This is a genomic window from Myroides sp. WP-1, assembly GCF_014145635.1.
In the GTDB taxonomy this organism is placed as follows: Bacteria; Bacteroidota; Bacteroidia; order Flavobacteriales; family Flavobacteriaceae; genus Flavobacterium.
This window is the reverse complement of sequence record NZ_JACHTC010000022.1, coordinates 1-19,111: the sequence shown is the minus strand read 5'-3', so window position 1 is coordinate 19,111 and position 19,111 is coordinate 1. Positions and strand designations below refer to the sequence as shown.

The window sequence follows — 19,111 nt, the reverse complement described above, 5'->3', positions numbered from 1 at the left end:
AACGGCAAGTAGTCGTTGAGAGTCTTATTCTTGCAAAAGAAAAAAGATGTAAAATGATTCAAGCTTATGATGTTCAAAACTGGAAAAAGAAATTCGCGTTTATTTGGATAGGCCAAACTTTTTCTATTCTAACTAGTTCAGTTGCTCAATTTGCCTTTGTTCTGTGGATCGGATTAGAAACAGGATCAGCTAAAGTATTAGCTTATGCAACGATAGCTGGATTACTGCCTCAAATTATCCTTGGCCCTTTTGCTGGAGTATTTGTTGATCGTTGGAACAAAAAACTAACCATGATCGCCTCTGATAGTTTTGTGGCCATCTGTTCTGCAATTATTGCATTGCTTTTCTACTTTGATTTATTAGAATTGTGGTCGATCTATTTATTGCTTTCCTTGCGTTCTATTGGTGGAGCTTTTCACTCCCCTGCCATGAAATCTGCCGTTCCTCTACTTGCTCCAAAAGAGCAACTCGTTCGAATAGCAGGAGTAAATGAAGTCATTCAATCCATAGCGTTAATTAGTGGTCCGGCTTTGGGAGCATTTTTACTACTTAATTACAATATGAGCGTTGTCATGTTACTTGATGTTGTAGGCGCTTTTATCGCTTGTGTTGCCTTGTGTTTTGTAAAAATACCCAAAGCGAATCAATCAACTGAATCAGCCAAGTCTGTCTATCGTGATATGATAAAAGGTACGACTGTTATTTTAAAAAACAAACCCATGTCCTGGCTCCTTTTTTCTGAAATTATAGCAAGATTCTTTATTTTTCCAGTAGTAGCGGTTACGCCTCTTATGACACTAAATTACTATAAAGGCACTCCGTATCAAGTTAGTTTAGTTGAGATTCTATTTGGTGTAGGACTGTTAGTTGGAGGAGGTTTTCTGGCCCTATTAAATCAAAGGTTTAGAAAAATATCTTTGGCCATAGTTGGCTATATTGCGCTGGGTATTGCTTTACTTATTTGTGGGGTGTTATCCCCTCATTTATTTACCCTATATGCTATACTTGCTATTGTTCAGGGTATTGCCGTTCCCTTATACGAAGGGTCTATTACGGCCTTAATACAAACTCAGTTTGACACCCAATACCTTGGAAGGATATTTGGCTTAATTGGTAGTATCTGTCAAATCCCAGCTATCATTGGACTTTTGTTTACTGCGGAATTAGCAGATCAATTGGGGGTTGAAAATGTGTATATCGCAGGAGGAATAGCTCTTTGTTTTTGTGCAATCCTTATTTGTTGTATTCCAAGTGTACGAAATCTAGAAAAATAAGACAAAAGAGAGTGACTTAGAAGGTCACTCTCTTTTGCTTTTTAAAATACTTCTTCTGAAAGTTCTTTAACAACCATTGCCCCTGCCATAGAACCACTAGCCACGGCAGCTGACACAGATCTAAACATGTTGGTATTATCACCACAGGCATATACCCCATCGATACTTGTTTTTTGAAAAGCATCAACTTTGATATAACCTGTTTCCGTTAGTTCACAACCTAAGTCTTTTGGAATTGTACAATGTTGCTCAAAAGTTACAGCCGCATACATCGCTTGAAAATCTAATTGAGAATTATCTTTCAATAGTACCGATTCAAGATGTCCTTTTTCATGTTGAACTGCTGCGATTGGAGTCTCCACAATTGCGATGTGATTGCGCGCCAACTTCTCTCGCTGTTCTAAAGTAAAATTAGCAGAACCATTAGTTAATATCGTAATATCCTTCGTCAAATTACCAACTAAAGAAGCTACATGAACAGCCTTATCAGAATTTGCTAAAATAGCCGTTTTCAACTCTTTAAATTCATACCCATGACAAAAAGGACAATGAATCACTGATATTCCCCAACAAGCCTCAATTTCTTTAATATCAGGCATGATATCTTTTATACCTGTGGCAAAAATTAGCTTCTTACTGCTAAAAGTATCATGTGAAGCTGTTGTGATTTCAAAGCCAATTGAGGTCTTTTTACCTGAAATAGCGATTCCTTGATAAAAAGATACGGTTTGATAGGCTAAGATCTGCTCTTTTGCTTTTCTGGCGATCTCCGAAGGAGTTTGTCCATCCTGCGTAATAAAGTTATGGGAATGTGGTGTTTGTCTATTACAAGGCAAACCACTATCAAGGATTAAAACGGATTTCAATAAACGTCCTAATGCCATTGCAGCAGAAAGTCCGGCATAACTTCCTCCTACAATAATTACATCGTATTGATTTGTATTGGTCATAATCTAGTATTTTTAATTTAATGCAACTAAGTTGCAATAATAATGATTAAATTTGTAATTGCAACTATGTTGCATTATTATTTAACATTATGAAACAAACTAGAAATACACAAGCTAAAACCGAAATAGTAAAACTAATTGAAAACTCAGAAGTAGCTTTATCCCATGCGGAGATACTTGCTACCTTAAACGGCGTTTGTGATAGAGTAACGATCTACAGAGTACTCGATCGTCTACTTGAAGAAGGGATTATTCACAAAATAGCCACGATAGAAGGTACAATCAAATATGCTATTTGTCACAATTGTTCTGTGGAAAAACACAATCACAATCACCTTCACTTTACTTGTGAACGCTGTCAAACCACTACTTGTATGGTAGAAATAGAGCCTTCATTTACCTTGCCTAAAAACTATAAGATGAAATCTGTCAATTTCACTATATCAGGTATTTGTCCGGAATGTAGTTAAGTACTAAGAATAACTCGTATTCTATTTATCTTTTATTAAGTTTCTATGCTTTACACCGAATGCAAGCAAAGATTCTAAAACGGGGTAACTCTCTAATGCATGTGCTGTTAAACGATAAGATACTGTAATGGGTTTAGTGGAATTAACTGTCCTAGTAATTAGCAAATTATCTTCCAACTCCTGCAGTTCTTTAGCCAATACTTTTGGAGAAATTCCCTTCGCCTGCTCTTGCAAGTCCTTAAACCGCATGACTTCATTAACCCGAAGGTTATGAAGAATGCAAAATTTCCACTTTCCACTCAATAATTCAATCGCGTCTCTTAGCGCTAGAATTGTTTCTTTGGATACTTTATCACGATTTGTTGCTGCCATTATATTTGTTACTTTCCTAGAGGTAAGTCATAGCAAATATAAAATAACCGTGTTTTAGATTTGTGTTTATTTTAAAAACTATAACATGAAAATAGCTTTAATTGCCAACATCTCCATCAATGGTAAAGTGGTTATATCGGATAATCCAACGTATCAATTACCTGCAGAAGCCTTAACGTTCTATCTTGATTTTGCACATCAAGTAGGGAATTTAGTCATAGGCTACAATACTTTTCAAAGTTTTCAAAATTTCTCTCAAGAGGTTAAAGCTCTTTTTACGGGAATAGAGCTTATAGTATTGTCTACGAATCTCACTCACGCTGTGAAAGGGTATACTTTTGTTAGTAGTCCTGAGGAAGCAATAGCTTATATGGCTGCAAAAGGAGGTACTGAACTAGCTATTGGTGGCGGAACTGGTACTTTCAATGCTTTTATCGATAAAGAACTCGTCACGGATCTTTATTTGAATATCAATCCCCTATTTATTGGAGGTACAGACATCTTAGGCACGCCCCATACTTTAAGTACGAAATTTAATCTTGTAACGCATAACGTACACCACGGGTTTCTCCAATTGCATTTAACTAAGGTTGAGAGGTAATCTCAAATGAAATTCATCATTTTTATCACTTGACTCATTTTCTTTTCCTGCTAGTTAATCTGTTGTCTTTTTATATCGTTGAAAAGAACATACGGTATTGAAAAAGGGTTAAAAAAAACGCAAACCAATAACTCACGTTATCGGTTTGCGTTGTGGAAAAAGAGGGTTAGCCTCTTTTACTCTGTATGCTTTACAAACAGGGCGATTCACTTTTTTGGATTGGGGTGAGTGCCTGATGAGGAAAGTTTATTTGTTTTACGCATTACTGCGAACCAACTCTTCAACCGCGATCGTAAACTTCATACTCTCTATCACCACAGTCGCTTTCTTTCCTCGTATTTCGATTATTTCCCCCGCTTTGCCCTTTCCATTTCGCTTGACAAAATCTCCAACGACTAACGCTTTTTCCTCCATCATACCTTCATTCTCTAAGAGGACGACCTCTTCCCTACTCACTTCTTCCTTCACTATAGCTGGGGCAACTTCTTCTTCTACCCTTTGTACTTGTTGGAGCTTGCGTTCAGCTACTTTCATCGCCACCACTTCTTGCAGCTGTTGTTCAATGCGCAAATAATTCGCATCAATTTTCTGAGAAGCATGAAGTAAGAGATCCTCCGCAAGTCCAATTCTTTTGGCTACATCTAAAGCATACGAACTACCTGGATGTCCTTGTGAAAGTTCATACAGCGGTTTCATCTCTTTAAAATCATACAGCATTGCGCCATTTTGTAATCCTTTCGTACGCTGAGCCAATCCTTTTAAGTTGTAAAAATGCGTTGTAATAATACCATAACACCCACGCTCATTTAACCGCTCTAAAATGCTTTCTGCTATAGCTCCACCCAACTCTGGTTCCGTCCCTCCTCCAAATTCATCAATTAAGATCAAAGTACTTGCATGGGTGTGTTCTAAGAACACTTTCATATTGTTTAAATGAGCGGTATACGTACTCAGATTGTTTTCGATACTTTGACCATCTCCTATATCCATAAACATATGTTCAAATATCCCCGCTTTAGATTTTGGGTCAACGGGAATCAATAATCCACATTGCAACATATATTGCAAGAGCGCTACGGTTTTTAAAGCAACAGACTTACCTCCAGAATTTGCACCAGAAACAACCAAGATGCGATTGTCTTTCTCTAAAGTCAGCTGTAAGGGATTCAACACTTGATCTTGTGTTTTTAATGCAAGCTGCAAAATAGGATGATAAGCATCTTTCCATACAATTTGTTGCACATTTTCTACGATCGGCATCACCCCTCCTATTTTTTGTGCTAACAAAGCCTTGGCTCTCAGTAGATCAACATCACCGATAAAGTTATAAAGTTTATACAGTGCCTGATGATGCTTTCGCACCACGTCTGTCATTTCCATCAATATACGGACGATCTCGCGTCGTTCTTCTTGCTCCAAGACGAATAATCGCGTATTTTCTTGAACTAATTCTTCTGGTTCAATAAAAACAGTCTTACCCGATCGAGACTCATCGTGAATCACACCTTTAAATTTGCGTTTAAAAGAAGCCGTTACGGGGATTACCAATCGCCCGTCTCTAATGCTTGCAGCCATCTCATTATCTGTGAGCCCTGCTGCCTGTGCCTTGCGCATGATGGTGTCGAACTTCTTCTGTATGGCATGCGCTACTTGCACTTTCTCTTTTCGAATAGAAGCTAATTCTTTAGAAGCACCATCGCGCATCTGACCATTTTTATCGATAACCTGTTCAATTCGATCAAGTAATTCATGCATGGGAATAACTCCCGCTGCAATAAGTGCTACCGTCGGATAACGATATACATCATCCGTTTGTTGTGATACAATTTGGAGCAACTTCTGCCCATTGCTCAATGTCTGTTTGATCGCAGTAAACTCTTCGGTAGTACACCATAATCCTGCATCTGCTAGCACCTGCTGAACAATCGCTCGGGTATCTACATAAGTATCCAATGGAAAACCGCGTTCTATTTGAAGTAAATGTATAAACTCTTTTACCTGTTCTAATTGATAGTAAATTATTGCATAGTCTTTTTGCACAGTTACCTGATGTACCTTTTCAATTCCAAAAGGACTTAAACATCTATCGATAAGCATTTCGCGGATTACAGTAAAACCGCATTTTTCTTCGTAATTATTAGGGAAAATCATATTGATTCGATACCATAGTTAATGTCAATTCACATAGAATGACGTATTATAAATAGAACTCAATATTTTCGAAACTTATACTACATATACAACTTGCTTCATAACCCTATAGATAATTATGAACTGAAACAACTTATACTAATTTGCTAAAATCTACCTTGTGATTTTAGTATAAGTAAGCATTAAAGAATGACTTTTACTCGAAAATAGGCTATAATACGGACATCAAACAGTTTTAGGTATGAATACTTTTTTGGAATACTACACTAGTATATTTGACAGCAAAGGTATAAAAATTCTTTTTAAATGAACTTTGTTTCTATTATTTTTCAAAATTACCCAAACTTTTAGTTCTCAATCCACCATCTCCTATACAATTTCGTTGCGAAATAAAAATTACGGGTGCGGGCTTGATCTTTTGTTTCTTTTGTATCAAGTCAAAAGAAAATAACGGTTGAAAGATCAAACGTTGTTGATAGGGTTTACATCTCCTAAACAGAGAAAACCAACACCATACTGCTTCGCAGAAACTATTTCTTATAAAAGAAGATTCCATCTTATTTTCTACAAGAAAAAATTCTTTAGTCAAGACGATCTCTTTGAACATCATACGCCCTACCGAGCGTCAAAACCACCAAATCCCCTCCTACTCGAAAGAAATTGAACACTCAGTATCGCCAAGTCACCTTGTACCTTAGATCAACATCCGCAAATCGTCAACCCATTGAAAGAAGGCTACTATGTTCTGATTTGCACCTTAGGTACAGGGTATTAAGTTGGACTTATGCTATAAAGATTTTAAACATCAATGGAAGCTTTAGTAAAAGCAACTGCCCCAAGAGCTGGTAGCCCTGCTATCGCTTTTTTTAATTAAGAATAAAAACATCTCAATTTGTATTAAAAAAATATTCTTTTAAACTCAAAATTCACAAACAATAGTTTAATTGTATTATATTTAACAAAAATTATTACATATTATGAAACAAAAATTATTAAAAACCAACGTGCTTTTCGGAGCACTTCTTTTAACGACTATGGGATTTGCTCAAAGTAAGGCTCCAGATTTTACCGATGAAAGAATTATCCTCAAAAATGTAGAAATTTTTAATGGTAAAGACGAGCAAACTCTAATTGGTTCAATCGTCATGGAGAAGGAAAAAATTAAAATGCTAGTATTTGGCAAGGATGAATTACCCTCATCAGAACTTATCGGTGCAAGAGTAATTGACGGGAAGGGCAAATTCGTGATGCCAGGGATGATTGACTGTCATTGGCATTCTTTTTTAGCAGCTAATTCCAATGCAGCAATTACAATGGGAGAGGAGAGTTTCTTGTTTATCAATGCAGCAAAAGAATCTGAGAACACTTTACAACGTGGATTTACAACAGTAAGAGACTTAGGAGGACACGTGATGGGAATCAAACAAGCGAATGACTCAGGTATCAATAATGGACCTCGAATTTATCCCAGTGAAGCCATGATTTCACAAACAAGTGGACACGGAGATGCTGGTTTTTCATGGTCTGAACCTCGCATGATTGACCACAACCCTCCTCGATTTCAGGTATTAGGCGGAAGTATTATTGCTGATGGCGAACAAGAGGTTACTGTTGCCGCAAGAGAGCAGTTGAGAAAAGGAGCTTCTCAATTAAAAGTAATGGCCGGTGGCGGTGTGGCTACGATATACGATCCGTTAGACGCAACTCAATACACGACAAAAGAGATTAAAGCAGCCGTTGATGCAGCAGAAAACTGGGGAACTTATGTAACGGTTCATGCCTATACCCCTAAAGCAGTTAGACAAGCTATTGATGCAGGGGTTAAGTGTATCGACCACGGACATTTGTTGGATGAGCCTACAATAGAACTTATCGCACAAAAAAATCTTTGGTTGAGCATGCAACCTTTTGATGAAGATGCAAGTGCCTATACTGATCCTGTACAAATTGCCAATAAAATATTAGTGGGCAAAGGAACTGACAAAGTATACACCTGGGCAAAAAAACACAAAGTAAAACTAGCTTTTGGAACTGACTTAGTTTCTCCGCCTAAAAACCCACTAAGACAAAATGAATTAGTAGTTAAACTAAAGCAGTGGTTCAGCAATTACCAAATTTTAAAAATGATTACTTATGACAATGCTCAACTACTTAAAATGAGTGGTGCTAGAGATCCTTATCCTTTAGACCTAGGCAGAATTGCGGAAGGCGCCTATGCAGATATCTTACTTTTTGACAAAAATGCTCTAAAAGATATCAGTGTAATTGAAGACCCAAAAAACAACTTACTGCTCATTATCAAAAACGGAAAAATATACAAAGATCTAATAAGTCCTAAATAATAGATTTTTAGATAACGAAGAGGGTGACCTAAATGGTCACCCTCTTCGCTTTTTATATTTATTGATCTTTTTTTGTAATTAAAAACAGGTTTAGATCTAGGGTGTATTGTTTTTCGTTTACAGAACACGGGAGCTGAGGTTTGTACCTATCTCCATTATATTCATGCGATATTATCGGTCTTCTTTGCGGAGAAAGAGGGTTAGCCTCTTTTATTTCGTATGCTTTATAAATAGGGAGGTTCACTTTTTTGAATTGGAGTGAGCACCTTATTACGAAAGTTTTAAACTATGATTGGAATTGTTTGATTCTGATACAAATATAATTATTTTTATAATTACTTATATAGGATTAGTTTTTTGTGAAGTTTGCTCCATTAATAATCTATAGAAATGTCTTTTTTGAAAAAATATTCAACTCTTCCGTTATATCTCTAGTTAATTTACCTAATGGTCTTTTTCCTATATCCTGAGAATTTAAATAGTTCCCCATTAAAGTTTGTTTAATTTCTTCTTTAGAAGAAAACAATTCGTCCCATTCTTTGTACAAACTCTCAACATAGGAGTCGTTATAGATAAAAGCTTTTTTTATAATCTCATCTATATAACTTATATCATAATTATACCGATCCTCTAATCGAAAAATATTAATGTTTTCAGAACCGACTATTTCAATTTTGTAAGTATCTTTTTCTTTAAAAACCGCTTTCTTTTGATAAATACTGGTCAAAAGCATTTCAACTTTTTCAATTCCTAGCGTAAACTTAATCCCTTGTTCATCAAAACCTTTTAGGTAAGGATGATAATGATCATCTAAATTTAACTTGGTACTTCCTTTTAAATTACTATTACAGATATGACAAGAGGGAACTAAATTATAAATTGACAATGCTAAATACGGAAATCTTGCTTTATCAAAGAAATGATCAAATTCAGGGCGTACTCCTTTTTTAAGAGACGTCCCAATCGTATAAGTAGGCAACTGATTACAATACGGACAAACATTTACATTTAATTTTTTAGCTAAGCCATAAGCATCCCATCTATCGTAGTCCGCATAATAAAACACTTTATCCAGAAGATACCTTCTCAGTGTCATAGACTTATTTTGTTTATATACTATTTCCGTATCTAATACAGTTTTAAAACTTTCCTCATACTCCTTTTTAAATTCAGACAAAGCATTCACATCTCGAATCAAAATAGAGTTCTCTTGATTGCAAACATTAAGTTTTAAAAACTCTATTGCTGTTCTTTGTCTATCATTCAAATCTAAATCTAATAACTCATCCAGATAGTTAGGCATTATCTTTTTACTTTTACCCGTTTCCAAATTTATATTATTTAAATAGATGTTTGAAAAATGCTCATCAATAATATCTTGAGTTAGATGTCTTTTAATATTAATCATTATCTAGCCCTATTTTTTTTTCAATCTTATCTAAACGCTCATGTATGGACAAGTTATTTTTATCATTATACATAGTAAGCAATTTGTTTTTTATTAGCGGTTCTCCTATTTGAAGTATAAATTGCCTCAATTCTGTACCATTTTTAAACGGATTCTCATTGGACTTATCTTTTAAATAACTAATAACCTCATTAATCTTTGTCTTTGCAAAGTCTCCAATAAGCCCATCTTGAATAAAGAAAGAATCTGAATATAACGTGTGGATATTTGCTGCAAAAGTATCATGCTGTTCGTTTAAAGTAGTACGAACAGCACTATTACCGTTTTCGGTTTCTAGAAATACCATATTATATCCTAAAACATCAGATATGGGAATAGGACTGTTAGTAGCAAATATAATTTGTATGTTTTTTCCTATATAAATTTCAGTTAAAAACTCTATAAGTATTTTTAGAAATTTTTTTTGCCAATGTGGATGCATATATAAATCAAACTCATCGAAAATTAAAGTCAAATTTTTAGAATATCTATATATACCTTTGTCAATTCTTACTCGAAGAGAATATAATCTCGAGAAGATGGATAACAAAGCGCCTTCGCCACTACTTAAGTCTCTAAATTTAAAATCAATATATTGCATATTTTTAACGGAATCAAAATATGTATTTAAATTATTTACTAAAGCATCAGAAATTTCAAATAAAACAATTTCACTATTTGAATGTTCTAAATTAGGAATTTTATATATGTATTTTAAAAACATAATTCTTTTTTCTAAATACTTATAACTTAATTTATCACTTTCTTTGGAAGTTTCCAATAGATTATCTAATATATCTATAATTAAGTTTCTTATATCAATCATTGGATATTCTATATTTTTCGCTAACTCAACATTCTTTAAATTTATATAATAACAAAATTCTTTTATAATAATAAGTTCTTTAGCGAGCGACTCTTCATTAATTGGTGATTTAGATTCTTCAATAAAAATAAATGGCGAAATGAAATCTGTGGATAAATACTGAAGTAAAGAGTTATATAAAATTCTATTTAAGCCATCTTCATAGCTTTTTAAAGAAGTTAACGTATTGGTTAGAGACTTTATTGACTCCTTCAATTCTATAAAATAATCTCCACCCCTATTAAACATAGTGGACTCATCACTGTTTATTTCACCCCAATAGTCATATGACGATATTATTTGCAATTCTTTAGGTAGTTCAAATGGAATTATACGCTCATTTTTAATCAAATTACTAGCTATCAGTTTAACTTTTAAATTTAAATCTTCTTTTAAGTATTGATTAATATTATTCTTCATCAAATAATTTGATGATAAATTGATAAGCTTATCAGAACTGATGTTTGAAAAAAAAACATTAAAATCCATGATATTAGATAAATAAATAGATATATTATCATCAACTCCTCTAAATAAATGATCATTGAGGTAGTATCTATTATCTTTTTTGTTAAGTGATTCTATTGAAATTTCTCCATGCCTTTCAATAACTAGTCCTTCTGTACAATAAGCAATGTACTTGCTATCTAATTTGTAGATTAGAATAAAATCGTATAAAAAAGGTGTTTTAATATCAATATTAAGTGAACCTCCTAGTAGAAAATTTAATATTGAAGATTTCCCACTCCCATTTGCACCTACAATACTAGTTACATTAGTGATTTTTGTCTTAGTTGCGGAATCTTTTACTGAGTAGAAATTATCCAAATATAATTTATTGTCTTCTTGTTTTAACTCTTTTGAAATTTCGTCATAGTTAAAAGTATACTTATCTCCAAAATTTATACTTTGTTTATTAAAGTTTCTATAACTGTCTATGTAAAGGTAAACTAAACTCATTTTTCAAAATTTTAACTTCAAATATAATTAAACTTACACATAACATCCGTAAACCACTCAATATTTTGAGTCTATCTACTATTTAAACAAAAAACTATCGACTCTGGAGTAGTTTTACAGCTCTCTGCAAGAGCAAGTCGTTTTGAAAGCTCGAATCTCAATTTCGAGTGCCTCAAAACATAACTTGCTGTTACTTTTGCAGTAACTTTTTCAACATATTTACAATATGTTTTTTATAATGTGAATACTATTTAAACCCCTATTAGTTAACGCCAAGTATGCCACTTAAATACCTTTTTTTCATTCTTTGTCTATATCTCTAGTTATTTGTCTAATCAATGTTTTGGTTGGACAAACGCAATATCGTAGCTATGATTTTATATAGCTCCCAACGATTAAACACACAAATAGACTGTTGATAAAATCTTTACACAGTTTAATGTCTGAAACATTGGAATTGCAACTAAAAGGACAGATTAACATTTAACTACCTACATAAGTAGACAAAACTATAAACAGCTAAAAAACCAGAAATTATGAACGAAGAATTTAAAAAGAAACCTAGAATTGACGAAGAAGCAATGATGGCACTAATGGTTGACGGCGTAAGGCCTAAGGGATTTACAGAGGCTGAACTGAATGCTTCTGGTATAAGAGATGAGCAAGAAGAAACTAAAGAGGAACCTATGAAACAAAAGCGTGTAAAAAAAGCTCCTCCACTTACTAAAGAATATGACATCACAGAGTATGAAGAGCTCTTTTGTAAGGATGTCAAAAGCACAGCACGTCATGGAAAATCGGTTTATATTGATCCTAAGCATCACAAGATACTTTCTCGTATAGTTCAGGTCATTGCAGATGATAAACTTACAATTTACGCTTACCTATATAATCTTTTGGAACATCATTTTAACGAATTCGAAAAACAGATAACTACAAGCTTCAATGAAAAGAATAAGCCTCTATTTTAATTAATTCACTATCTAGTGTTGTTTTTTTTTGTTTTTAAAAAGGTATATTTGATTTGACATTTAGTATTATAATTTTATACAACTACAGAAGTTTAAAACATGAGATCAATTTATTTAATCATTTTTATTTTTTTATACACTCTTAATACAACTTATTCTCAGAATAAGGATTTAAATGCATCAGTTTTGGAATTAAAATATAAACAAATAGAATCTGATGCAGAACACAAAACGATACTTGATAAAGTAGATACTTTAAATTCAGCAAATGATAAAATTATTACTGTCTTTTATAGTTCATTAGCTTTAATTATTGCCTCTTTAGTGGGAGTTAATTTATATTCTGCTTATGATCATAGAAAGTATATAAAAAGAGAGTTAGAAAAATTGAGTAATGAATTAGATAGGAAGTTCGAAGAAGAAAAAAATAAAAATTTAAAAATATTTCAAAATAACTTAAATAAAGTAGCAGATGACGTTCATTATAAATGGTTACTTACAAAGTTAAAAAGGCATCCTGAGAATGAATTCATAGATTCCGAAATGAACAGATTACTAGAACTTGTTCGTATAACACCATATAGTAGTAATTACAACGAATCAGATACGATTGAAACTGTAGATCGATATTTTCTAAATCAAAAAGAGATATTTACTCAAAAGGACGTTGATGAGATTATAGATATTCTTAAAAGAGAGTATTCAAGTTTCAATTCAGTTCATAAATTAATCTTGAAATTAAAGACCTTTGAAAAAGTTTAAAAAGGCATTTTAATGTTCTTAAAACATAAGAATAAGTATATTTTAATGCGATGTCTGAAATAATAATCTCAAGTGATCGATATAGATGAAAATAATAACTTGGAATTGTAATGGTGCTTTTAGAAATAAGTACAAAACATTAAATAAGTTTGATGCTGATATCTTGATTATTCAAGAATGTGAAAATCCATTGTTGACAAATGATCTTCTATATAAGGATTTTGCAAGAAATTATCTTTGGATAGGTGACAATAAAAATAAGGGGTTAGGAATTTTTGCTAAAGAAGGGATTCAACTAAAAAGATTACAATGGTCAAGTCAATATAAAGATCATTTTGTTAAATATTTTTTACCTTGTAGAGTAAATAACGAATTTGATTTATTAGCTGTTTGGACACATAAGAATAATTCACCAAATTTTGGTTATATTGGTCAATTATGGAAATATTTGCAAATTAATAAAACTAAGTTAGGAAACACTTTAATCGTTGGTGATTTTAATAGTAATAGCATTTGGGATGAATGGGATAGATGGTGGAATCATACGGACGTAGTAGATGAATTAAAAGAATACCATATTGAAAGTTTTTATCATGATTTTTTTAATCAACTTCAAGGTAATGAATCTAAAGCAACATTTTATTTTCAGCGAAAATTCGAAAAACCTTATCATATTGATTACATTTTTGGTTCATATAAATTATTAAAAAAATTAATTAAATTTGAAATAGGTGTTTTCTCTGAATGGATTGAATTAAGTGACCATATGCCCCTAATGTGTGAGATGAAAAGCGATAATACTTGAAATTACTTAGTTATCTGATTTTATATGTCTTAACTCAACTTAAATTTTAAAATTAGTAATGCTTTTTTTAAAGATAATTTACCTATCAAACGAATAGTTTACTGATATAATGCATGATACTTTTAAAACAAACCTTAAAAGACATGATTATGAAAAAAGTAAAATTTTCTTTAGAAGCCCATATATGGTATGGAGAACCAATCAATAATCCTTATTATATGTTCTACTGCTTATTTGATGTAGTTCACCCGCCTGAGTTAAAATTGCATTTATCAGAATTAATGAATCACACTCATAAAAGTGAAATTTATCTACAGAAGACCCCTCATATAGTTTTTTTGATCTATTCTTTACTACGTTCGATAATACGAAGTAGTTATAAGATACTAAGCAACTCAAAAAAATACTATTCGATAAATCCAATAGACAAATCAGAAGTTTCCAAATTAATGACATTCTTAGGGGCATTATCACAAGAGGAGTACTTAAATCCCTATTTAGTATTTGAAAATATTTTTGAAAAACAATCTGTAGTTAAGTTAGAAACTGATTTATTTGAAATAACACAGTTTGCACTTGGAGACTTTATAGAACCACCATCAATAGAAGTTAATACCTCTTTTATTAGTATAAATAGATTAATAGAGGCATGTTGGTTATTATATCAGAGGGATGAATAATCTTAATAGACAGAAAAAGGTAGAATACCATCCATAGTAATTCTACCTTTTTTCCGTTATATGTATAAACTTATATCTACTTAGTTTGAATCAATTTCTCTAAACGAGTCATCATCTCATCTTTCTCCTTAAGCATACGTTCATACAAAGCAATCTTTTCTTCGTGAAGTTTTACAATTTCTTGCATTGGATTAATGTTATTGGTTACAATAATCCCTGCATTATCGTTATTCGTAATTGTATTGGCAATAATATTGATAGCTTGCTGTTCATCAAAACTCTCAATTGCCTCAACAGGTATCTTAAGCACCTTTGAAATCTGTTGTAGTAGTGCATTATCAATTACCTCTTTCTGTTCTAAAACAGATATCTTTTTCTGATTCCAATCTTCTCCTAAATCAAAAGCAAGAACCTCTTGTTTGATTCCAAGCATTTCTCTAAAACGCTTTACATTTCTTCCTTGATGTATTTTATGTTCCATAATTAATAGCTGAGTTAAGAAGGCTCAAAGATAAAGCCAATGATTTAAAAAGATTGAAAGGTAAAGTTATAAAATTATCTTGTAAAATATCCCTTAATGAGAATATTATACTTCTTTACAGAATAGTTTACTCAATGAGTTCTATTGAATTTTAATCAAATCAAAAAAACTCAATAATTATGAAAACAACAATTTTTCCTATCAACGACTTTTTAAGTAATCAGCTTAAACAGCTTATTACAGAGTTTCCTTCTATATTAGAGATTTACTATTGTAGTAACACTATAGAGATGACTTCTTATTTACTTATACATCTAACCAATAGAAGTGATGTTAATACAATAGCCAATCGCAAAGGAATTAAAAAACTATTCAAGAACTATGGTATCATCGTATTGTTATTTGATTATAATTCTTTGAGATATAAGTTTGAGCACGGTTATCCACTAATAGAGTTTATCTACCAAGAAGAGCATCTAATTTATCAGAAAGAAGAAATTGATTTTGATAAACTTACTACAAGAGGTTTCAAAGAATTTAATAATCAGTATAATATTCATAAGGAGAGATATTTTCAAGATCATAGTCTTTTAAGTTCTGAAATAAACAAGTATAAGTCTTTAGATGCTATTTCAAGTGTATTTCTCCTTTACGAACGTTTATTAGAATTACATCTGAAATATTTAGAAGAACTATATGTAGGGCATATCAGTTCAAGCAGTAATCTCCATCAACGAATAAAAGCAATCAGCAAGTTTAATCCAGAGATTGAAAGTTTATTTCTTAAGAGAAACGAAGAGGAATATTACCTTATTGCTTTAATAAACAGAGTAAAAGAAGCAATAGAAGATGACAGAGAAGTTTATTACCATGAGTGCTTTGACGCTTTTGAGAAGGTTGAAAACGCACTTCATAATTTTATTCAAGACCGTTTTAAGACTTTAAAACGTTTAATCAAACACCAGACAATTAAGCCTATTGTTGCAGAGGTAACTATAGAACTAAATAAACAAGAAACTTTTAATGATATCATCATTGAAAGATGCTTAAATCAGAATCAGTGTATAGAAGAAATTTATCTGTATAAGAGGTTAACTCTTGGTAGTCAAACTATTTATTATCTTCTTATTATAGGAGATAAATTCGCGAATGAACAGATTAAGAACTTGGAATCAAGTTTACAAGATAAGTTTAATAAGCAAACGAACTTTGTTATTATAGCCCATACTAAAATATGGATTCAAACTGAATTATACAGCTCACAAGATTTCTTTGCTGACATCATAAAAAATGAGAATAAGATTTATTCATCTAGTCAATATAATGCATCTCTACATTGGTTAGTCCCTCACGCATCCTTATATACTGATCTATACTACTATAATTCTGTTACTAATAATACCGCTAAAGAACTACTCAAAAATCTACAAAAACTAAAAAAGAACCAAGAATGCAAGCAAAGTATTCCTTATCTACTATCACTTTATTTTATGTCATTTTGTAGGACATATATATTAGCTCATTTATCGTACTTGCCTAATTACTTATCTAGTTTTTCTTTATGGTTACTCTGCGTAAATGTGAACACTGACTTAATTAAGTATCAATACTTATTTGATAAATTCGGTAACAAGTTTTTTTCTTTATTAGATTACTATAGAGTACTACATCAACGACTTATTAATTTTGATACAGAAAAAACAGAAGTACTGATAGAACTAATTACTCAATTACAAGCTGAGTTAAAAATAATAGTAGATCAAAGGAGCTAATAATCTTTTACCAATTACTAAGTTCTATAAATGTACGTTTAAAGCCAAGTCTGCTTTTTACCTTCCTATTATTTCAACCTTTTAGTAACTACTTTACCTTAGTTGTTTAACCTAAAAAACAACTATCATGGAAAATCAAATTACAAAAGAAGATTTAAGATTGTTTGCTCAAACAATCATTGGAGAGCTAAAAGAAATATTAACTAAACAAAATAAAGAAAGCTCTCTTGATTGGGTAAAGGCAAAAGTAGCAAGGCAATTACTCAGTATCTCTCCAGCTTCCTTACAAACACTGCGCATCAGCGGTAAATTGCAGTATCGCAAAATACTTGGTTCATATTACTACAACAGAAAAGATATTATGAACCTTTTTAATGAGTAGAAGTTAACTTCTATTCATTAAAAAGGTTGAAAATGGGCTCCCTTGAATTCCTTACAACAAATACCACAGTTGAATTATTAGAAAATGTAGAGAATTCAAGGGAGTTTTATTATCCATTTAATTGATTAATAAAAGTAGTTAGCTGAGCTAATTTATCAGGATTTAGCTTTTTTAAGCTCTCAAGTAAATCAGTAAAACTATCCGTTGGCTTATTTGCTTTTTCTTCAAGCTTACCTTTTAGTATCTGCATTTCGGTCTTGATAGATTCTTCTTCTGTTAGAGCGTATTCCTCAGTTTGTTTAACAGAGTGATGACCTAACATTTCTTTTACTACGTGAATAGGTACACCATTACCAAGTGTTACTGTACTTCCAAAAGTTCTCCTTGCTTTATGGGTGTTTAATTCGCTTATCTCGCATAGAGAAGCAATCTCTTTTAAGTACTCATTCATCTTTTGATTGGAGCGAACAGGTAGTACAATATCTTTACCAATACAAGCAGGATGTTCTTTATGTTTTTCCATTATTTCAATAGCTTTGGGAAGCAGAGGAATTGTAATATTTGCATCTGTTTTTTGTCTATTGATTCTAATCCACAAATTACCCTCTTCATCTTTTGTAATATCGCTTTTCTTTAGCTGAAATACATCGATATAAGCAAGACCAGTATAACATTGAAAAACAAACACATCTCTTACGGTGCTTAGTCTTTCATTGGTAAATTCTTTATTTTCCAAAATTGATAGCTCTTCTTTGCTTAATGGTTTTTTATTGAGCTTAGTCTTTTTAGGTTTGTATTGCACAAATGGATTGGAAGGGATAATTCCTTTAGCAACTGCCCGTAGAACAATCTTCTTGAAGTTTGAGATATACTTTATAGCTGTATTGTTAGAACACGCTCTAATGGTCTTTAAATAATGTTCATAGCCAAGTACAAACTCATAATTGAGTTCTCTGAACTCGATATCTTCTTTACCATAGACATAACGGATATATTCTGCTACATGTGATCTTGCTGTTACATATCTTTCATGTGTTCCAATAGCGTACTCTTTAGGAACTAACTTAAAAACTTCATCATTGTGCTTTTGAAATTCTTCTAAAACTTTAGCTTTACTTGTTCCTTTACCTTGGATATAATCCATAAGTACAGTAGCAGTAATAGGCTCTTCATTACTTAAGAGCTCTAATTTGTACTTGGTAATCTTTGATACAATTGTATCTAATAGGTAGTTTAGCGTTTTAGCATCTTCTTTAGCGCCATTAGCACGACCTGCTTTTTGGTTCCATCTTTTGATATCCCATTTGTGACTAAGAGAAGTCTCTTTGCGAATACCATCTACTGTAATTCTTAGGTAAACACCTCTTAAATCACTTTTCTCTCTAGTTGGTTTGAGAAAGAAATTAATTGACAACTGTTTTTCTAACATAATTCAACTGTTTTAATATTAATAAATGTCGAATTAAAACGTTCCAAAAACACAGTTTAAAACTCTCTGGCACCCTTTGGCGTCTAGGTTTGCTCAGTTGAAAGGTGCACATCGCTTAGATGTTTTTTTGTGCACCGAATCCCGAATCTTTTTAGGTGCACTTTTGAACAGAATGCGATACCCCTAAAAAACAAAAAACCTATAACTCATTGTGAATCATAGGTTTTGTGCTTTTTTGATGACTTTTGAAAAGTTATCTTTTATAAATCAGCGGAGAAAGAGGGAATATAACCCATATATAAATAGAGTGTGATAAAATACTATTATTTTGATTTATTGGTAGTTATGTTTTTATTAAGTCGATTAAATACCTTAAAATACTATATGATAGTATCAA

At 32.2% G+C, this 19,111-nt stretch carries 17 protein-coding genes; 10 read left to right on the top strand and 7 right to left on the bottom strand.

Annotation, left to right across the window (positions count from 1 at the left end):
- Positions 1 to 53 precede the first annotated feature (53 nt).
- Positions 54 to 1,274, top strand: coding sequence for an MFS transporter (locus tag H4K33_RS14715; protein ID WP_182650325.1), 1,221 nt, complete (start codon positions 54 to 56; stop codon positions 1,272 to 1,274).
- Positions 1,275 to 1,315: 41 nt separating this feature from the next.
- On the opposite strand, the gene H4K33_RS14710 is transcribed toward H4K33_RS14715, so the two are convergent.
- A complete protein-coding gene (locus H4K33_RS14710; protein ID WP_182650323.1) occupies positions 1,316 to 2,224 on the bottom strand; it encodes an NAD(P)/FAD-dependent oxidoreductase in 909 nt (302 codons plus the stop codon).
- 89 nt (positions 2,225 to 2,313) lie between these two features.
- On the opposite strand from H4K33_RS14710, the gene H4K33_RS14705 reads away from it, so the two are divergent.
- Entirely contained in the window at positions 2,314 to 2,694 is a 381-nt protein-coding gene (locus tag H4K33_RS14705) for a Fur family transcriptional regulator (RefSeq protein WP_182650321.1), read from the top strand.
- A 21-nt stretch (positions 2,695 to 2,715) separates the two neighbouring features.
- Here the strand turns inward: H4K33_RS14705 and H4K33_RS14700 are convergent, their stop codons facing one another.
- A complete protein-coding gene (locus H4K33_RS14700) occupies positions 2,716 to 3,066 on the bottom strand; it encodes a helix-turn-helix domain-containing protein (RefSeq protein WP_182650319.1) in 351 nt (116 codons plus the stop codon).
- Between the two features lie 85 nt (positions 3,067 to 3,151).
- Here H4K33_RS14700 and H4K33_RS14695 point away from each other — a divergent pair, with 85 nt between their 5' ends.
- Positions 3,152 to 3,667, top strand: coding sequence for a dihydrofolate reductase family protein (locus tag H4K33_RS14695; RefSeq protein ID WP_182650317.1), 516 nt, complete (start codon positions 3,152 to 3,154; stop codon positions 3,665 to 3,667).
- A 255-nt stretch (positions 3,668 to 3,922) separates the two neighbouring features.
- Here the strand turns inward: H4K33_RS14695 and H4K33_RS14690 are convergent, their stop codons facing one another.
- Complete coding sequence (locus H4K33_RS14690; protein WP_182650315.1) at positions 3,923 to 5,818, bottom strand: DNA mismatch repair protein MutS; 1,896 nt, start codon at positions 5,816 to 5,818, stop codon at positions 3,923 to 3,925.
- A gap of 977 nt (positions 5,819 to 6,795) precedes the next feature.
- Here H4K33_RS14690 and H4K33_RS14685 point away from each other — a divergent pair.
- Positions 6,796 to 8,160, top strand: coding sequence for an amidohydrolase family protein (locus H4K33_RS14685; protein WP_220485337.1), 1,365 nt, complete (start codon positions 6,796 to 6,798; stop codon positions 8,158 to 8,160).
- 382 nt (positions 8,161 to 8,542) lie between these two features.
- Here H4K33_RS14685 and H4K33_RS14680 read toward each other — a convergent pair whose 3' ends face one another.
- Both H4K33_RS14680 and H4K33_RS14675 read right to left on the bottom strand, forming a co-directional pair.
- Positions 8,543 to 9,568, bottom strand: coding sequence for a hypothetical protein (locus tag H4K33_RS14680; RefSeq protein WP_182650313.1), 1,026 nt, complete (start codon positions 9,566 to 9,568; stop codon positions 8,543 to 8,545).
- Positions 9,561 to 11,432 (bottom strand): AAA family ATPase, encoded by a 1,872-nt coding sequence (locus tag H4K33_RS14675; RefSeq protein WP_182650311.1) that lies wholly within the window; start codon positions 11,430 to 11,432, stop codon positions 9,561 to 9,563. Before H4K33_RS14675 ends, H4K33_RS14680 begins: the two co-directional genes overlap by 8 nt.
- A gap of 536 nt (positions 11,433 to 11,968) precedes the next feature.
- Between H4K33_RS14675 and H4K33_RS14670 the strand changes: the two genes are divergently transcribed.
- The 4 genes from H4K33_RS14670 (at position 11,969) to H4K33_RS14655 (ending at position 14,650) form a co-directional block, all read left to right on the top strand.
- Entirely contained in the window at positions 11,969 to 12,403 is a 435-nt protein-coding gene (locus tag H4K33_RS14670; RefSeq protein WP_182650308.1) for a DUF3408 domain-containing protein, read from the top strand.
- Between the two features lie 99 nt (positions 12,404 to 12,502).
- A complete protein-coding gene (locus H4K33_RS14665; RefSeq protein ID WP_182650306.1) occupies positions 12,503 to 13,165 on the top strand; it encodes a hypothetical protein in 663 nt (220 codons plus the stop codon).
- Positions 13,166 to 13,250: 85 nt separating this feature from the next.
- Positions 13,251 to 13,970 carry an endonuclease/exonuclease/phosphatase family protein gene (locus H4K33_RS14660; RefSeq protein WP_182650304.1) on the top strand — a complete coding sequence of 240 codons (720 nt, stop codon included), beginning with the start codon at positions 13,251 to 13,253 and terminating at the stop codon, positions 13,968 to 13,970.
- A 149-nt stretch (positions 13,971 to 14,119) separates the two neighbouring features.
- On the top strand, positions 14,120 to 14,650 hold the full coding sequence (locus H4K33_RS14655) for a hypothetical protein (protein ID WP_182650301.1): 531 nt from the start codon (positions 14,120 to 14,122) through the stop codon (positions 14,648 to 14,650).
- Between the two features lie 76 nt (positions 14,651 to 14,726).
- Here H4K33_RS14655 and H4K33_RS14650 read toward each other — a convergent pair whose 3' ends face one another.
- Complete coding sequence (locus H4K33_RS14650) at positions 14,727 to 15,131, bottom strand: helix-turn-helix domain-containing protein (protein ID WP_006265048.1); 405 nt, start codon at positions 15,129 to 15,131, stop codon at positions 14,727 to 14,729.
- A gap of 179 nt (positions 15,132 to 15,310) precedes the next feature.
- On the opposite strand from H4K33_RS14650, the gene H4K33_RS14645 reads away from it, so the two are divergent.
- Both H4K33_RS14645 and H4K33_RS14640 read left to right on the top strand, forming a co-directional pair.
- Entirely contained in the window at positions 15,311 to 16,903 is a 1,593-nt protein-coding gene (locus H4K33_RS14645) for a hypothetical protein (RefSeq protein WP_182650298.1), read from the top strand.
- A gap of 127 nt (positions 16,904 to 17,030) precedes the next feature.
- Complete coding sequence (locus H4K33_RS14640; protein ID WP_182650296.1) at positions 17,031 to 17,285, top strand: DNA-binding protein; 255 nt, start codon at positions 17,031 to 17,033, stop codon at positions 17,283 to 17,285.
- Between the two features lie 109 nt (positions 17,286 to 17,394).
- On the opposite strand, the gene H4K33_RS14635 is transcribed toward H4K33_RS14640, so the two are convergent.
- Positions 17,395 to 18,714 (bottom strand): site-specific integrase, encoded by a 1,320-nt coding sequence (locus H4K33_RS14635; protein WP_182650294.1) that lies wholly within the window; start codon positions 18,712 to 18,714, stop codon positions 17,395 to 17,397.
- Positions 18,715 to 19,111: the final 397 nt, after the last annotated feature.